Consider the following 15642-nt stretch of genomic DNA (forward strand, 5'->3'; position numbering starts at 1 on the left):
CCGTGACCCTCGACCCCACCGACCCGGTCAGCATCAAGACCGTGACCCTCGACCCCGCCGGCCCGGTCAGCATCAAGACCGTGACCCTCGACCCCACCGACCCGGTCAGCATCAAGACCGTGACCCTCGACCCCGCCGGCCCGGTCAGCATCAAGACCGTGACCCTCGACCCCGCCGGCCCGGTCAGCGTCATGGCCGGGGTTCTCGACCCCGCCGGCCCGGTCAGCGTCAAGGCCGGCACTCCCGGGCCCGTCGACCCGTTCGGCGTCACCGAAGCCGGCCAGTACAGCGTCACCGAAGCCGGCCCGGTCGTGAGGACCCCCGCCGACGGCAGGGCCGGCCTCGACGATCCAGGGTCCGGATTCGCAGCGGGCCATGGACTCCTCACCGCGATCGCCGCCGCCCGCCCCGAGCACGCCGCCGCCATCGCGGACCGGATCGGGCTGCTCGATCCGGCGTCGGAGGCGCGGCTGCTGGGCGTACCCCTGCGGCACATGCGGATCGACGACGTCAGATCACACGTGGTCGTCGCCGACAACGGCGACCGGCTCTTCCGCGGGCGGCTCCGCGAGGAGCTCGGCGGCGGCCACCACACCACCGAGGGCGGCACCGCCAGGAGCGACGCCACCGTGCTGTCCGCGCTCGCCGCGGCCGCGGCGCAGGACATCGTCGACGCGCTCCCCGACGGGCTCGACACGGAGATCGCCGAGCGGGGCCGCGACTTCTCCGGCGGGCAGCAGCAGCGGCTGCGGCTCGCCCGCGTGCTCGCCCTCGACCCGCCGGTCCTGGTGCTCGTCGAACCCACCAGCGCCGTCGACACCCACACCGAGGCCCTCATCGCGCGGCGCCTGCCGGCCGCCCGCGCCGGCAGGACCACCGTCGTGTGCACCACCAGCCCGCTGCTGCTCGACCAGGCCGACGTGGTCGCGTTCGTCGACGCCACCGGCCGGGTCGCCGCCACCGGCACCCACCGTGAGCTGCTCGCCACGTGCCCCGCGTACAGCGCGACCGTCACCAGGGAGGAGGACGCCTGATGCTGCTGCCCGTCGCCTCCGGCGCCGAGGTCCGCTCCTACCTGCGGCGGCTCGTCCGTGAGCACCCGCGGACGCTGGCACTCGTCGTCACCCTGCACGTCAGCGCCGCCGTCGCCGGTCTCGTCACCCCCCGCCTGCTGGGCGACCTGGTCGAGAAGACCTCCGCCGGCACCACCACCTGGACCGTCGACCGGATCGCGCTCACCATCACCGGGTTCGTCGTCGCCGTGTCGGTACTGGTGCGCTACGCCAGACTCGCCTCCGCCCGCCTCGGCGAGCAGGTCCTCGCGACGCTGCGGGAGGAGTTCGTCGACCGGGTCCTCGCCGTCCCACCGTCCACGGTGGAGCGTGCCGGCACCGGCGACCTGCTCACCCGCGCGTCCCGCGACGTCGAGGGGACCTCGGACACGGTCCGGTTCGCCGTGCCGGAGGTCGTCGTGGGCATCCTGCAGGTCGTCCTCACGATCGGCGCCGTCGCGCTCGTGTCGCCGCTGCTGCTGTTGCCGGCCCTCGTCGCCGTGCCCATCCTGTGGGGCGGTTCGCGCTGGTACTTCCGGCGGGCGCCGGCCGGGTACCTCGCGGCCAGCGCCGCGTTCGCCGAGCTGACCGACGGACTCGCCGAGACCGTCGAGGGCGCCCGGACCGTCGACGTCCTGCGGCTGCGGCAGCGCCGGGTCGAGCGCACCCAGGAGCATCTGCGCGGCCTGTACGACCGGAACATGTACACGCTGAAGCTGCGGACCGTCTGGTTCCCGCTGACGGAGTTCGGCTACGCGCTGCCGGGCGCGGTCACGCTCGTCGCGGGCGGGTGGTTCGTGGCGGAGGGGTGGGCGACGGTCGGTCAGGTCACCGCGGCCGTCCTGTACTTCCTGGCGCTCATCGACCCGCTGGACCGGGTCCTGTCGTGGTTCGACCACCTGCAGGTCGGGTTCGCCTCGTTCGCCCGGATCGTCGGCGTCCAGTCGGTGCCGGTCGCCACCCCGGACGCCGAAGCCGTCCCCGCCGACGAGCGGATCGTCGCGAAGGGGGTGCGGTACGCGTACGTCGACGGCCGCGACGTCCTGCACGGCATCGACCTGGAGGTCCGGCCCGGCGAACGGCTCGCGATCGTCGGCCCTTCCGGCGCCGGCAAGTCCACCCTCGGCCGACTCCTCGCCGGCATCCACACGCCCGGCGCCGGCACCGTCACCATCGGTGGCGTCCCGCTGTCGGACCTGCCGCTGTCGTCGCTGCGCCGGCACGTCGCCCTCGTCACCCAGGAGCACCACGTCTTCCTCGGCACCGTCCGCGACAACCTCGTCCTCGCCCGCCCGTCCGCGACGACCGCGGACCTCCGGCACGCGCTCGCCACCGTCGATGCCCTCGACTGGGTCGACGCCCTGCCCGCCGGCCTCGACACCGTCCTCGGCGAGCCGCCGCTGTCCCCGGCCCAGGCGCAGCAGCTCGCCCTGGCCCGGCTCGTGCTCGCCGACCCGCACACCCTGGTCCTGGACGAGGCGACGTCCCTCATCGACCCGCGCGCCGCCCGCCACCTGGAGCGTTCACTCGCGGGTGCCCTCCACGGCCGGACCGTCATCGCCATCGCGCACCGGCTCTTCTCCGCCCACGACGCGGACCGGGTCGCCGTCGTCGAGGACGGCCGGATCACCGAGCTCGGCACCCACGACGACCTCGTCGCCGCCGGCGGTGCCTACGCCGCCCTGTGGCGTTCCTGGCACGGCACCGCCGTGAATCAGTGGAACGCGGCGTAGACGACGCCCAGCAGGACCGCCGCGATCAGCGCGATCGCGAACACCCACAGCACGTGGCGGTCGTTCGACGTGTCCGCGGGGGCCGGCGCCGGCACCGGTGGCAGCGCCGGCAGGTCGTGGGTGGCGGCACGCAGGTCGGCGAGGGTCTTCGCGGCGAGGACCGTGTCGCAGCGGTCGGCGAACTCGTCCAGGGTCAGGCGGCCGGCCTGGGTGTGCTGCTGCAGCGCGTCGATCACGCGCCGCCGGTCCTCGTCGGAGGCGCGCATGGCCGGTGCGTGCCGGCGGGCCTCGTCCGGCGCGGACATGGTCAGTGGGTCGCGATGGGGGCGAGGACGGCGCCGGTGACCTGGACGAGGTCGTCGGGGGCGAGCTCGATCTGCAGGCCGCGCCGGCCGCCCGAGACGTACATCGTGGACAGTGCGGAGGCCGAGGCGTCGATGACGATCGGGAGCCGCGAGCGCTGCCCGACGGGGGAGATCCCGCCGGTCACGTAGCCGGTGGCGCGTTCGGCGGCGGCGGGCTCGGCCATCGCGGCGCGTTTGCCGCCGACGGCGGCGGCCAGGGCCTTCAGGTCCAGGGACGCAGAGACGGGCACGACACCGACCGTGAGCTGCCCGTCGACGGTGGTGACGAGGGTCTTGAAGAGGCGGTCGGGCGCGACGCCGAGGGCGGCCGCGGCGGCCTCGCCGTAGGAGGCGGCCCGGGGGTCGACCTCGTACGTATGTGGAGTGAACACGATTTTCTGCCGCGCCAACAGTGCGGTCGCCGGGGTGCCCTTGCTCGCCACTGGCCCACAATAGCGAGATGCAGATCGGTGCCGTCCAGATGTACCTGGGCTACGGGCACATCTTCCTGGGCGCCACCAGCGGCCGGGACATGTCCGTGTTCGACGGGGACGGGCCGATCACGGCGACGGACCGGCACGTACGGGTGGCGGCCAGGCCGCAGGTGGGGCTGGTCAGGGTCAGGTTGTGGCAGGGGGCGGGGCCGCGGGTCGGGCGGCTGGTGTTCGACGGGGTGCTGGACCTGCCCGACGCGCGGTTCTGCGTGGAGGAGGCGACCGGCCTGTCGCGCTTCGTGACGAAGGTCAGCTCGGTGGAGCCGCGGGTCCTCGTCGCCGTCGACGACCCGGGGCACGCGTCACGGATCGACGTGGTGCTGGAGCCCGAGTTCGTGCCGCGCAGCGCGCAGGTGTGGACGTCGGGCGATCCGCCGTTCCCGAAGCTGACGGTCGCACCGACGGCGCCGCGGCACCGGGCGGACGTGTTCGCCGACGCGCTCGCCGGGCACGACTTCCCGCGGCGGCGGCTGGCGGCGGCGCTGACGGTGATGGGGGAGGAGCGGCGGGTCCGCGGGTCGGAGCAGATCGTCGCGTTCTTCATCAACGACGTCGTCGAGTGGCTGCGCTGGCTGCACGAGCGCGTGACGTGGGACATGTGCCGGGAGTCGGGCCGCATGCTCACGGAGCAGCTGGGCCGCCGCCCACCGGAGGAACTCGCCGACGACGTGCTCATCGACCTGCAACGACGCCTGGGGCAGCAGCTGTACTGAGCGGCCCCGGCTCTCCGGTGGGACCGGGGCGGCGGTGCTGTCGGGCAGGGTTCCGAGCCAGGCGGGGCTATCCGGCGGGAGCGGGAGCGGGGGCGGCCGGGCTGGGGACCCGGTCCAGCAGGAGCACCGCGGGGGCGCCGGCGACCCGGGTCAGCGCGATCACCGCGGCCCGGGTGCCCGACAGGCGCAGCGACCTGCGCAGCTCCTCCACGTCCAGGGCGGAGCCGCGCTTCAGGATCGTCAGGGAGCCGACGTCGAGGGAGCGCAGCGCGGCCCGGAGGCGCTTCAACGCCACCGGCAGCTGGTCGAGCACCTCGTAGCAGCGTCCGAACGGGGTCGGCACGTAGGACCGGGTGTGGACGTAGGCGATGGTGGGGTCGGCGAGGGCGCCGCCGACCGTGGCGGCGAACTCGGCGACGAGATGCGACCGCACCACCGCCCCGTCGGGGTCATACACGAAATTTCCGACCTGTCCGACAGGTGCGGCGGTCGTGCCGGAGCCCGTCAGCGAGAAGACCTGGGCGTCCTGGAAGAGCGTCGCGCGGCGGGGAGCGGCCGCCAGCGGACCGCACCAAGCGGCCGCCTCGACCACGTCACCGTCGACCGACACCCATTCTCCCTCCGCGCCGGGCGGCAGCAGCGCGTGGTCGATGCCGGGCGCGAGTTTCAGCACCGTCATCGGTACCCGCGCCGCCAGTCCCACCACGAAGTCCCACGGCGGCGAGTAGGCGCGGGGGTCGAACACCCGCCGCCCGCCGGACGTGCGCCGGGCGGGGTCGCAGAACACGGCGTCCACCTCGTCGAGGGGCACCTCGGTCGCGTCGCGGGTCTCCACCAGTACACCGGCCGCCAACCCCAACGCGTGGACGTTCGCCGACGCGGTCGAGGCCGTCTCCGGCGAGGCGTCGACCGCGTGCACGCGCAGGCCCGCGCGGGCGAAGGCGATCGTGTCGGCGCCGATGCCGCAGCCGAGGTCCGCGACCCGGATGGCGCCCGCGGCGGCGAGCCGGGCCGCCCGCCGGGCCGCGACGGGAGCCCGGGTCGCCTGCTCGAGGCCGGCGCGGGTGAAGTGCATCACCGCCGCGTCGGCGCCGAACTTCGCGACCGCCTTCCGCCGCAGCGCCACCTGGGTGAGCGCGGCGGCGGCGAGGTCGGGCGGGAAGCCGGCCGCCCGCAGCGCCGACGCGGCGGCGAGCGGGTCGCCGTCAGGGAGTGCGGCCGCGGCCTGGATCGCCTGTTCGAGCATGCGTCTATGAAATCCCTAGGATGCCCCCGGCCTTGCCGAGGCTCTTGCGAACCTTGAAGGTATAGCTGTCGCCGGCGTTCGACGAGCCGTGCACGAGCCAATAGTCGCCCTTGTCCTCCTTGGGCTGGCTCTCGGTCCAGTTCGGCGGCGCCTTCTTGCCGCCGTAGCTGCCGGCGATCGACTGGCTGGAGTAGCTGGCCATGCGGGCGGTGTTGCCGTTGTACCAGGCGTTGATGAAGCTCTGCACGTAGCTGGAGGCGTCCGACGGGTACTCGGTCTTCTCGATGACGACGTCGGTGACGGCCTGCGGCTTGCCCAGGTTGTGCTCGTCGATCGTGACCTGGAGCTGGTCGCCGTGGTCGTTGCGGAGGACGCACTCGGAGCCGTCCTTCTTCACGTACTTCCAGTTGTGGTCGGCGCCCTTCTCGATGTACTGGAAGTTGGACACGGCGCCGCTGCTCGCGAGCTGCTTGATCCGGTTCATGTCGTTCTTGGTCCAGGCGGACACGGCGGCCTGGCAGTAGCCCTTGGCGTCACCGGGGTAGGTGGGGCCGGCGGCGCTCTTGTCCGCGGACGGATCCTGGGTGCCGCCGGTGCCCCCGGTGCCGCCACCGCCGGGCGATGCCGAGGCTCCGCCGGGGCCCTCGCCGAACCCGGCCGAGTTCGACGGGCCGTTGCTGGCTTCCGCGGCAACGTCGCCGCCGTCCTTCTTGCCGCAGGCGGCGAGGGACCCCGTGGTCAGGGTGGCGACGATCAACATGCCCAGCAGCCTCTTCATACAGGCGAGCGTAGATCGGTGGGCGATGTCCGGCCGCTGTCCGTCGCGTAGCCGACGACGGGTGATTTCGTGGCGTGTTTGGCACTCTCCTTGACGGAGTGCTAGCCAGCGACATAACCTCCGATTAGCACCCTCGACATGAGAGTGCCAGCCAACCGGCTGGAGCCGGCACCCGCGACGACGGCTTCACCGGGCACTCGATAGCGTAAGAAATCGATACCCCAGGAGGGTATGCCCGTGACTACCGCGACGAAGGTTGCGATCAAGCCGCTCGAGGACCGCATCCTGGTCCAGGCCAACGAGGCTGAGACGACCACCGCCTCGGGCATCGTCATCCCGGACACCGCCAAGGAGAAGCCCCAGGAGGGCACCGTCCAGGCTGTGGGCCCCGGTCGCATCGACGACAAGGGCAACCGGGTCCCGATCGACGTCAAGGTCGGCGACACCGTCATCTACTCGAAGTACGGCGGCACCGAGGTCAAGTGGGGCGGCCAGGAGTACCTCGTGCTCTCCGCCCGTGACGTCCTCGCGGTCATCGAGAAGTGACCCAGACCAAGTAGATCAGTGGCCACCGCCCCGGACCCGTGCGCAGGAGCGCTGCGGCCGGGGCGGTGTCGCTTTGAAGGGACATCACACGCATGGCGAAGATCCTGAGCTTCTCCGACGATGCGCGGCACCTGCTGGAGCACGGCGTCAACCACCTGGCCGACACGGTCAAGGTCACGCTCGGCCCGCGCGGTCGCAACGTCGTCCTGGACAAGAAGTTCGGTGCCCCGACCATCACCAACGACGGCGTGACGATCGCGAAAGAGATCGAGCTCGCCAACCCCTATGAGAACCTCGGCGCCCAGCTGGTCAAAGAGGTCGCCACCAAGACCAACGACGTCGCGGGTGACGGCACCACCACCGCCACCGTGCTCGCCCAGGCGCTGGTCCGCGAGGGTCTGCGCAACGTGACCGCCGGCACCAACCCGGCGGGCATCAAGCGCGGCATCGACCAGGCGGCGGCCGCCGTCGTCAAGGCGCTCAAGGAGAAGGCGACCCCGGTCGCCAGCCACACCGAGATCGCCCAGGTCGCCACCATCTCCGCGCAGGATGCCACCATCGGCGACCTGATCGCCTCCGCGATGGAGCGCGTCGGCCGCGACGGCGTCATCACGGTCGAGGAGGGCTCGACCCTCACGACCGAGCTCGAGGTCACCGAGGGCATGCAGTTCGACAAGGGCTACATCTCCCCGCACTTCGTGACCGACGCGGAGTCGCAGGAGGCGGTGCTCGAGGACACCTACGTCCTCGTCACCACCCAGAAGATCGCCGCCATCGAGGAGCTGCTGCCGCTGCTGGAGCAGATCGTCAAGGACAACAAGCCGCTGCTGATCATCGCCGAGGACGTCGAGGGCCAGGCCCTGTCGACCCTGGTGGTCAACGCCATCCGCAAGACCTTCAAGGTCGTCGCGGTCAAGGCGCCCGGCTTCGGCGACCGCCGCAAGGCGATGCTCCAGGACATCTCGATCCTCACCGGTGCCGAGCTCGTCGCCCCCGAGCTGGGCTACAAGCTCGAGTCGGTCGGCACCGAGGTCCTCGGCAAGGCCCGGCGCGTCGTCGTGGGCAAGGAGCTCACCACGATCGTCGACGGTGCCGGCGAGCAGAGCGAGGTCACCGCGCGGGTCGAGCAGCTCCGCAAGGAGATCGAGGCCTCCGACTCCGACTGGGACAAGGAGAAGCTCAACGAGCGGGTCGCCAAGCTCGCCGGTGGGGTCGCGGTCATCAAGGCCGGCGCCGCCACCGAGGTCGAGATGAAGGAGCGCAAGCACCGCATCGAGGACGCGATCTCCGCGACCAAGGCGGCGGTCCAGGAGGGCATCGTCCCCGGCGGCGGCGCCGCCCTGGCCCAGGTGCTCCCGGTCCTCGACGGTGACCTCGGCCTGACCGGCGACGAGAAGGTCGGCGTCTCGATCGTGCGCAAGGCGCTCGTCGAGCCGCTGCGCTGGATCGCGCAGAACGCGGGCTTCGACGGTTACGTCGTCGTCGGCAAGGTCTCCGCGCTCGACTTCGGCCACGGCCTCGACGCCGCCACCGGCGACTACGTCGACCTGGTCAAGTCCGGCATCGTCGACCCGGTGAAGGTGACGCACAGCGCGGTCTCCAACGCCGCGTCGATCGCCGGCCTGCTGCTCACGACCGAGAGCCTGGTCGTGGACAAGCCGGTCGCCCCGGAGCCCGCCGCCGCCGGTGGCGGACACGGCCACGGGCACGGCCACGGCCACTCGCACGGCCCGGGTTTCTGAGTGTCGGAAGGGCCCGGCTCCGGCCGGGCCCTTCTTCCTTATGGATCGATTACCGCCCTTGGTGGGCGGTGGCGCACGGCGCAGACTGGAGCCGTGCTCAGCAAACGCAACGCCGCGCTCGCCGGCATGGCCGCCGCAGGGGTGGCGCTCGGCGTCGCCGAGGTCGTCGCGATCCTGACCGGCGCGACCACCTCCCCGCTCGTGTCCGTCGGCGGGGCCGTGATCGACGCGGTGCCGGCGCCCGTGAAGGACTTCGCGGTCGCGGTCTTCTCCACGTACGACAAGATCGCGCTGCAGGTCGGGACCCTGCTGATCCTCGCGGTCTTCGCGGCGGTCGTCGGGATCCTGTCGCTGCGCCGGATGATGTACGGGTATGCCGGTATCGCCCTGTTCGCCGTGATCGGCGTCCTGGCGGCGGTGACCCGGCACGACGCGCCCTGGTATGCGTTCGTGCCGACGGTCGCCGGGGCGCTCGCCGGCGCGGGCGTGCTGCGGTGGCTGCTGGTGCGGCCGCCGATCGAGACCTACGAGCAGCGCCGCTTCTTCCTGCGCGCCGCCGGCGGGACGCTCGCCGCCGCGTTCGTCGCCGGCCTCACCGCCCGCTGGTGGGCGACCCGCCGCGACGTCGAGGCCGACCGCGCGGCCGTGCGCGTCCCGGCCGCGCCCGACGCCGCCACGCCGCTGCCGGCGGAGGCCGACGCGAACCTGCCGGACCTGGCCCCGTTCGTGACGCCGAACAAGGACTTCTACCTCATCGACACCACCCTCGTCGTGCCGCAGGTGTCGCCCGGCGACTGGACGCTGCGCATCCACGGCCGGGTCGAGAGGCCGCTCACCCTCACCTTCGACGAGCTGCTCAAGCGGCCGATGATCGAGCGGTACGTGACGCTCGCCTGCGTCTCCAACGACGTCGGTGGCGACCTGATCGGCAACGCGAAGTGGCAGGGCGTGCGGATCGCCGACCTCCTCGACGAGGTCCGGCCGAAAGCCGGCGCCGACCAGGTGGTCAGCAGGTCCGTCGACGGATGGACCGCCGGCACCCCGACCGCGCTGCTGCGCGACGGGCGGGACGCGATGCTCGCGATCGCGATGAACGGCGAACCGCTCCCGATCGAGCACGGATTTCCCGTTCGAATGGTCGTGCCCGGCCTGTACGGATATGTATCGGCCACGAAATGGCTCGCCGAACTGGAACTGACGTCGTTCGCCGACTTCGACGCGTACTGGATCAATCGCGGCTGGGCGCAGCAAGGACCGATCAAGACGCAGTCGCGGATCGACACGCCCCGCGCCGGCGGCCGGCCCCCGGCCGGCCAGGTCGTCATCGCCGGCGTCGCCTGGGCGCAGCACCGCGGCATCGCCAAGGTCGAGGTCCGCGTCGATGACGGCCCCTGGCAGCAGGCGAAGCTCGCCGCCGTGCCGTCGATCGACACGTGGCGGCAGTGGACGCTGCAGTGGACCGCGACGCCCGGCAAGCACCGGCTGACCGTCCGCGCCACCGACAACGGCGGCGACACCCAGACAGACGCGGTGGCGCCGCCGGACCCCGACGGCGCCACAGGATGGCACTCGGTGCAGGTCGAGGTGCGCTGACCCGCACATGTTGGCGGCCGCCGCGTCGGGGGTACGCCCCGGCGGCGGCCGTTCCTCCACGCCTGGCTCCGCTCCGCGGCCGCCGCGTCGGGGGGTATGCCCGGCGGCGGCCGTTCCCGCGGCCGGCTCTCCGCCGTTACCGGGCGGCGGGGCGGGCGCGGTCGGTGCCGGCGCGGCGACGCTGGGCCGGCACGTTGGGCGCCGGGTGGGTGCGGATCGTGCGCAGCTGGATGGGCGGCGGCGAGGGGCGCAGCCCGAGCTTCGCCTCCAGTCGCGACACGTCGACCTTCTCCTGCCCCCGCACGGCGCAGTCCTCCCAGCCGACGGCCAGCAGCCGCAGGCGCTCGCCCTCGCTGAAGCCGCCCCACACGCCGTACGGCTCGCGGGTCGCCAGGGCCTGCGCGGCGCACTGCGCCCGGACCGGGCACGCCCGGCACACGTTCTTCGCCGCCGCCTCCCGCCGGCCGCGCGACGCGCCGCGCTCGCCGTCCGGGTGGAAGAACTGCGCGCTGTCCCGTCCGCGGCACAGGCCGAGACGCTGCCAGTCCCACATGTCCGCGATCGGGCCGGGCAGCCGAGTCACATTCGTCATTCGCCCCTCCTTCCAAGCTTGCGGACTTGAATTCGCGCGGGGCACAGACCCTGTACAACGCGCGAGCACGCCGCAGGTAACGGGATGTCGTCGGTCAATTTCTCGTAGGCCAATCGCGGCGAAACCACGTCTAGATCTCGCCATTTCGTGTTTCTCTCTTTGAGAGAGAGGAGCACGACGGTGCGTACGATTTTGGTGTGTGTGCGAACACAGGTCGCGGCACAGACGGTCGCCGCAGCGGCGGCCAGGCTCGGAGTGGCACACGCGGTGCGGACCGCCGTCACGATGGTCGAGGCCCTGGCCCGCCTGAGTGAGCTGCCCGCGGACCTGGTGCTGGCTGACCCGACCCTCGCCCGGCCCGACAGTGCGGAGTTCTCCCGCCGCGTCCTGGCGGTGTCGCCGGGCTCGACGGTGGTCTTCTTCGGCACGGAGGAGCCCCGCGCGGCGGCGGCGGCGATCGCGGCGGGCGCCAGGGCGGTCATCCGGGTCGACACGGCGGACCCGGTCACGACGCTCGCCAAGGCGGTGCTGCTCGTGCTGAGCCAGGTCGGCCGCGGCAACGGTGAGCCGGTCCTGCCCGCGCGGGTCGGCACGCCGGCCCAGTCGGCCGGTGGCGTGCTGCCGGTGGGCCGGGGGCTGCCCGGTGCGGCGAGGACCGCGGTCGGGGTGCCCAACGCGCGCATCGTCGGCGCCGGCGTGCCGCAGCAGCGCGGCGACGTGCCCGGCGAACCGCCGCGGCGGCGCGTCGAGCTCACCGAACGCGAGCTGCAGGTGTTGCGCGGAATGGCGGACGGCAAGAGCAACGCCGAGATCGGCCGGGAGCTCTTCGTCTCCGAGGACACGGTCAAGACGCACGCTCGCCGGCTGTTCCGGAAACTGGGCGCACGCGACCGGGCACACGCCGTCGCGGCGGCCTTCCGTGCCGGGTTGGTGAGCTAGCGTCGCGTGCCATGCCGCGTCGGTACCCCGCGCGCGGCAAACCTAAACGAAGGTGCCCAGAGCTTGCCCCAGGGACTCAGCCTTCGTTGTCGTCCGTCGCACTCGCCAGTGCGTCGTGGACCCCGTCAGCGTAACCCCGCGCGTACTCCCATGTGACGTAATGGTCCGGGTCCGGGTCGAAAGCCGGCTCGTGCACCCGTGGCCGGCCCGACGTGAGCAGGTGCTTCAGGTTTCCCCGCAGCAGGTCCCAGTCGAAATAGTGCGGCTCGTGGCAGTCCTCACACTCGATGACGAGCCCACGGACGCCGATCGCCGTGAGCAGCGCCTGGTAGATCTCGAGGTCCGCAAGGTCCTCGAGAACGTCCTGGCGCTCGGCGGCGGTCAACGGGTCGTCGGCACCGCTGTCGTCGAGCTCGGCCGAAGGATCGGCCGGGTCACCGGCGAACGGGTCGATGGGCTCTTCGTGCACGCCTCAACGGTAGCCCTAATACCGGCGTGTGTGGGGCTCGGTGTGCGGAGCGGTAGTAAGCCACGGCACGTCCGGCTATGGCGGAGGGGTGCGCCGTCGGGGCGGAAGTACGATGAGACGCACCCGCCGGAGACCGAGAGCTGGGATGCGCTTCATGGATTTCTCGCCGCGACCTGACGTGATGTCACGCCCTACCAGCAGCTCCGAGCTGCCTTTGGGCCTGACCTTCGACGACGTGCTGCTGCTGCCGGGCGAATCCGACGTCGTGCCGAGCGCCGTCGACACGTCCAGCCACGTCACCCGCAACATCACCCTGCGCATCCCGCTGGTCTCCAGCGCGATGGACACGGTGACAGAGGCCAGGATGGCGATCGCCATGGCGCGTCAGGGCGGCATCGGCACCCTGCACCGCAACCTGTCGATCGACGACCAGGCACAGCAGGTCGACCTGGTGAAGCGGTCCGAGGCCGGGATGGTCACCAACCCGGTGACCTGCTCGCCCGACGACACCCTCGGCGAGGTCGACAAGCTCTGCGGGCGGTACCGGATCTCCGGTGTCCCGGTCGTCGACGCCGCCGGCCAGCTCGTCGGCATCGTCACCAACCGGGACATGCGCTTCGTGTCCGACCCGGCCACGCCCGTTCGCGAGATCATGACCGTCGCCCCGCTCTACACCGCGCCGGTCGGGGTCAGCAAGGACGAGGCCCTCGCGCTGCTGCGCAAGCACAAGGTCGAGAAGCTGCCCATCGTCGACAGCTCCGGCAAGCTCCGCGGCCTGATCACGGTCAAGGACTTCTCCAAGAGCGAGAAGTTCCCGCACGCCACGAAGGACGACGCCGGACGGCTCCGGGTCGCCGCCGCCGTCGGGGTCGGTGACGACGCCTACAAGCGGGCCCGCACCCTCATCGACGCCGGCCTCGACATCGTCATGGTCGACACCGCGCACGGGCACAACCGGCAGGTCGTCGAGATGGTCGTCCGGCTGAAGAAGGAGACCACCGTCGACGTCGTCGGCGGCAACGTCGCCACGTATGCCGGCGCGAAGGCCCTCGCCGAGGCCGGTGCCGACGCGGTCAAGGTGGGCGTCGGCCCCGGCTCCATCTGCACCACCCGGGTCGTCGCGGGCGTCGGCGTGCCGCAGATCACCGCGATCATGGAGGCCGCCCGGGCCTGCGCGCCGCTCGGCGTGCCGGTCATCGGCGACGGCGGCATGCAGTATTCCGGCGACATCGCCAAGGCGATCGTGGCCGGCGCCAGCACCGTCATGCTCGGCAGCCTCCTGGCCGGCTGCGAGGAGAGCCCCGGCGACCTGATCTTCATCAACGGCAAGCAGTTCAAGTCCTACCGGGGCATGGGCTCGCTCGGCGCGATGCAGTCCCGCGGGCAGGCCCGGTCCTACTCCAAGGACCGCTACTTCCAGGACGACGTCCTGTCCGACGACAAGCTCGTCCCCGAGGGCATCGAGGGCCAGGTCCCCTTCCGCGGTCCCCTCGCCGCGGTCGCCCACCAGCTCGTCGGCGGGCTGCGCTCCGGCATGGGCTTCGTCGGCGCCGCCACCGTCCCCGACATGCACGAGCGGGGCCAGCTCATCCGGATCACCGCGGCCGGGCTCAAGGAGAGCCACCCGCACGACATCCAGATGACCGTCGAGGCACCCAACTACCACTCGCGGTAGACACCCCTAGCAGGGCTTAACAATGGCAGGAGCGGCAAATGCGTGACGTGGTCGAGATCGGGCTGAGCAAGAGTGCCCGGCGTGGCTACCACCTGGACGACATCGCGATCGTCCCGACACGGCGCACCCGTGACGTCGACGACGTGTCGACCAACTGGCAGCTCGACGCGTACCCGTTCAAGATCCCGTGCGTGGCGCACCCCTCCGACGCCATCATGAGCCCGGCGACCGCCGTCGAGCTCGGCCGCCTCGGCGGGCTCGGCGTGCTCAACGTCGAGGGCCTCTGGACCCGCTACACCGACCCGAGCAAGATCCTGGAGGAGCTGTCCGGACTGGACGACGACTCCCGGGCCACCCGGCGCCTCCAGGAGGTGTACGCGGAGCCCATCAAGCCCGAGCTCATCGGCGAGCGGGTCAAGGAGATCCGCGACGGCGGCGTCACGGTCGCCGTCCGCGTCTCCCCGCAGCACACCCTCGCCCTCGCGCCCGTCATCCTCGACGCCGGCGTCGACCTGCTGGTCATCCAGGGCACCCTCGTCTCCGCCGAGCACGTGTCGACGACCGACGAGCCGCTGAACCTCAAGGAGTTCATCGCCGACCTGGACCTGCCGGTCATCGTCGGCGGCTGCACCAACTACCAGACCGCGCTGCATCTCATGCGCACCGGCGCGGCCGGCGTGATCGTCGGCATCGGCGCCGACGAGTGGTCGACGACCGACCGGGTCCTCGGCATCCGCGTCCCGATGGCCACCGCCATCGCCGACGCCGCCGACGCCCGCCGCGACTACCTCGACGAGACCGGCGGCCGGTATGTCCACATCATCGCCGACGGCAACCTGCAGACGTCCGGGGACATCGCCAAGGCCCTCGGCTGCGGTGCCGACGCCGTCATGGTCGGCGAGCCCCTGTCCCGCAGCGGATCGGCCCCGGCCGGCGGCGCCTGGTGGCACTCCGCCGCCAGCCACCCGAAGCTGCCCCGCGGCTCGTTCGGGTCCGCGGAGGAGTCCCTCGGCGACCTCGAGAAGCTCCTGTACGGCCCGTCCGAGGACCCCGACGGCGTCCTCAACCTGTTCGGCGGCCTCCGGCGCGCGATGGCCAAGTGCGGCTACCGCGACCTGAAGGAGTTCCAGAAGGTCGGCCTGGTCCTCGACCGCTGAGACCGCTGACCGTCCCGCAACGCCTGACGGCCCGGCCCCCGCCTCGGGGTCCGGGCCGTTTCGCATCCACCCCGGAGCGTCCGGCTCCCGCGTGATCCGTAAGAGACCGCACGCGGTCTTCCGGCTCCCGCGGGGAAGGGGTCAGCGGGGAGGGGTCAGCGGGGGAGGGCCTGCTGGAGCTCGGCGCGCAGCGCCGGGGTGAGCATCTCGCCGGCCTGCTTGGCCAGGCGGGCCATCTCGTACCCGACGACGCCGATGTCCGCCTCGCGGCCGGCGAGGACGGCCAGGATCGAGCCGTCGCGGATCGTCATGACCAGGAAGAAGCCCTGGCCCATCTCGACCACGGTCTGCTTGACCTCGTCACCGTCGAAGATGCGGGCGGCGCCGCTGGTGACGCTCACCAGACCCGACGTGACGGCCGCCAGCTGGTCCGCGCTGTCGCGCGGCAGATGATCTGACACGGCGACCAGCAGGCCGTCGGAGGACACCACCACCGCGTGCGCGATGCCCGGCACCCGCTCGGTGAAGGCGTTGATCAACCAGCTCAGGTCCCGTGCTTGTTGGCTCAG

16 protein-coding genes are annotated in these 15642 nt (G+C 72.1%); 9 read left to right on the plus strand and 7 right to left on the minus strand.

Features of this window, described 5'->3' with window-relative positions; all coding sequences use genetic code 11:
• Both ACFY3L_RS26280 and ACFY3L_RS26285 read left to right on the plus strand, forming a co-directional pair.
• The coding region (locus ACFY3L_RS26280; protein WP_389329186.1) for an ATP-binding cassette domain-containing protein at window positions 1-1034 on the plus strand (1034 nt) is incomplete at its 5' end.
• Complete coding sequence (locus ACFY3L_RS26285) at window positions 1034-2785, plus strand: ABC transporter ATP-binding protein (protein WP_389329189.1); 1752 nt, start codon at window positions 1034-1036, stop codon at window positions 2783-2785. The genes ACFY3L_RS26280 and ACFY3L_RS26285, both read left to right, overlap by 1 nt.
• Here ACFY3L_RS26285 and ACFY3L_RS26290 read toward each other — a convergent pair.
• Both ACFY3L_RS26290 and ybaK read right to left on the minus strand, forming a co-directional pair.
• Window positions 2767-3090 (minus strand): DUF1707 domain-containing protein, encoded by a 324-nt coding sequence (locus ACFY3L_RS26290; RefSeq protein ID WP_389329192.1) that lies wholly within the window; start codon window positions 3088-3090, stop codon window positions 2767-2769. The two genes, ACFY3L_RS26285 and ACFY3L_RS26290, sit on opposite strands and share 19 nt — an antisense overlap.
• Before the next feature lie 2 nt (window positions 3091-3092).
• A complete protein-coding gene (gene ybaK, locus ACFY3L_RS26295; protein ID WP_389329194.1) occupies window positions 3093-3572 on the minus strand; it encodes a Cys-tRNA(Pro) deacylase in 480 nt (159 codons plus the stop codon).
• Between the two features lie 17 nt (window positions 3573-3589).
• On the opposite strand from ybaK, the gene ACFY3L_RS26300 reads away from it, so the two are divergent.
• Window positions 3590-4336, plus strand: coding sequence for a hypothetical protein (locus ACFY3L_RS26300; protein WP_389329197.1), 747 nt, complete (start codon window positions 3590-3592; stop codon window positions 4334-4336).
• A 67-nt stretch (window positions 4337-4403) separates the two neighbouring features.
• Here the strand turns inward: ACFY3L_RS26300 and ACFY3L_RS26305 are convergent, their stop codons facing one another.
• Window positions 4404-5582, minus strand: coding sequence for a methyltransferase domain-containing protein (locus ACFY3L_RS26305; RefSeq protein ID WP_389329200.1), 1179 nt, complete (start codon window positions 5580-5582; stop codon window positions 4404-4406).
• A gap of 4 nt (window positions 5583-5586) precedes the next feature.
• The gene (locus tag ACFY3L_RS26310; RefSeq protein WP_389329203.1) at window positions 5587-6360 is read right to left on the minus strand and encodes a hypothetical protein; all 774 of its coding nucleotides are present in this window, start codon (window positions 6358-6360) and stop codon (window positions 5587-5589) included.
• Between the two features lie 231 nt (window positions 6361-6591).
• Here ACFY3L_RS26310 and groES point away from each other — a divergent pair, with 231 nt between their 5' ends.
• The 3 genes from groES (at window position 6592) to ACFY3L_RS26325 (ending at window position 10241) form a co-directional block, all read left to right on the plus strand.
• Window positions 6592-6906 carry a co-chaperone GroES gene (gene groES, locus ACFY3L_RS26315; protein WP_203845131.1) on the plus strand — a complete coding sequence of 105 codons (315 nt, stop codon included), beginning with the start codon at window positions 6592-6594 and terminating at the stop codon, window positions 6904-6906.
• A gap of 92 nt (window positions 6907-6998) precedes the next feature.
• The gene (groL, locus tag ACFY3L_RS26320; protein WP_389329206.1) at window positions 6999-8648 is read left to right on the plus strand and encodes a chaperonin GroEL; all 1650 of its coding nucleotides are present in this window, start codon (window positions 6999-7001) and stop codon (window positions 8646-8648) included.
• Window positions 8649-8774: 126 nt separating this feature from the next.
• A complete protein-coding gene (locus tag ACFY3L_RS26325) occupies window positions 8775-10241 on the plus strand; it encodes a molybdopterin-dependent oxidoreductase (protein WP_389330093.1) in 1467 nt (488 codons plus the stop codon).
• Between the two features lie 136 nt (window positions 10242-10377).
• On the opposite strand, the gene ACFY3L_RS26330 is transcribed toward ACFY3L_RS26325, so the two are convergent.
• Window positions 10378-10833, minus strand: a complete 456-nt coding sequence (locus ACFY3L_RS26330; protein ID WP_389329209.1) for a WhiB family transcriptional regulator — start codon at window positions 10831-10833, stop codon at window positions 10378-10380.
• A gap of 180 nt (window positions 10834-11013) precedes the next feature.
• On the opposite strand from ACFY3L_RS26330, the gene ACFY3L_RS26335 reads away from it, so the two are divergent.
• Window positions 11014-11772: a LuxR C-terminal-related transcriptional regulator gene (locus tag ACFY3L_RS26335; RefSeq protein ID WP_389329212.1), complete on the plus strand. Its 759-nt coding sequence runs from the start codon at window positions 11014-11016 to the stop codon at window positions 11770-11772.
• A gap of 76 nt (window positions 11773-11848) precedes the next feature.
• Here ACFY3L_RS26335 and ACFY3L_RS26340 read toward each other — a convergent pair whose 3' ends face one another.
• Window positions 11849-12241 carry a DUF5319 domain-containing protein gene (locus tag ACFY3L_RS26340; RefSeq protein ID WP_327008183.1) on the minus strand — a complete coding sequence of 131 codons (393 nt, stop codon included), beginning with the start codon at window positions 12239-12241 and terminating at the stop codon, window positions 11849-11851.
• Between the two features lie 181 nt (window positions 12242-12422).
• On the opposite strand from ACFY3L_RS26340, the gene guaB reads away from it, so the two are divergent.
• Together guaB and ACFY3L_RS26350 are read left to right on the plus strand one after the other, a co-directional pair.
• Complete coding sequence (gene guaB / locus ACFY3L_RS26345; protein ID WP_389329215.1) at window positions 12423-13916, plus strand: IMP dehydrogenase; 1494 nt, start codon at window positions 12423-12425, stop codon at window positions 13914-13916.
• Window positions 13917-13954: 38 nt separating this feature from the next.
• Window positions 13955-15073: a GuaB3 family IMP dehydrogenase-related protein gene (locus tag ACFY3L_RS26350; RefSeq protein WP_389329218.1), complete on the plus strand. Its 1119-nt coding sequence runs from the start codon at window positions 13955-13957 to the stop codon at window positions 15071-15073.
• Window positions 15074-15228: 155 nt separating this feature from the next.
• Here ACFY3L_RS26350 and ACFY3L_RS26355 read toward each other — a convergent pair whose 3' ends face one another.
• A complete protein-coding gene (locus tag ACFY3L_RS26355; RefSeq protein WP_344501915.1) occupies window positions 15229-15642 on the minus strand; it encodes a roadblock/LC7 domain-containing protein in 414 nt (137 codons plus the stop codon).

The sequence above is a fragment of the Dactylosporangium sp. NPDC000521 genome (assembly GCF_042898305.1).
Lineage (GTDB): Bacteria > Actinomycetota > Actinomycetes > Mycobacteriales > Micromonosporaceae > Dactylosporangium.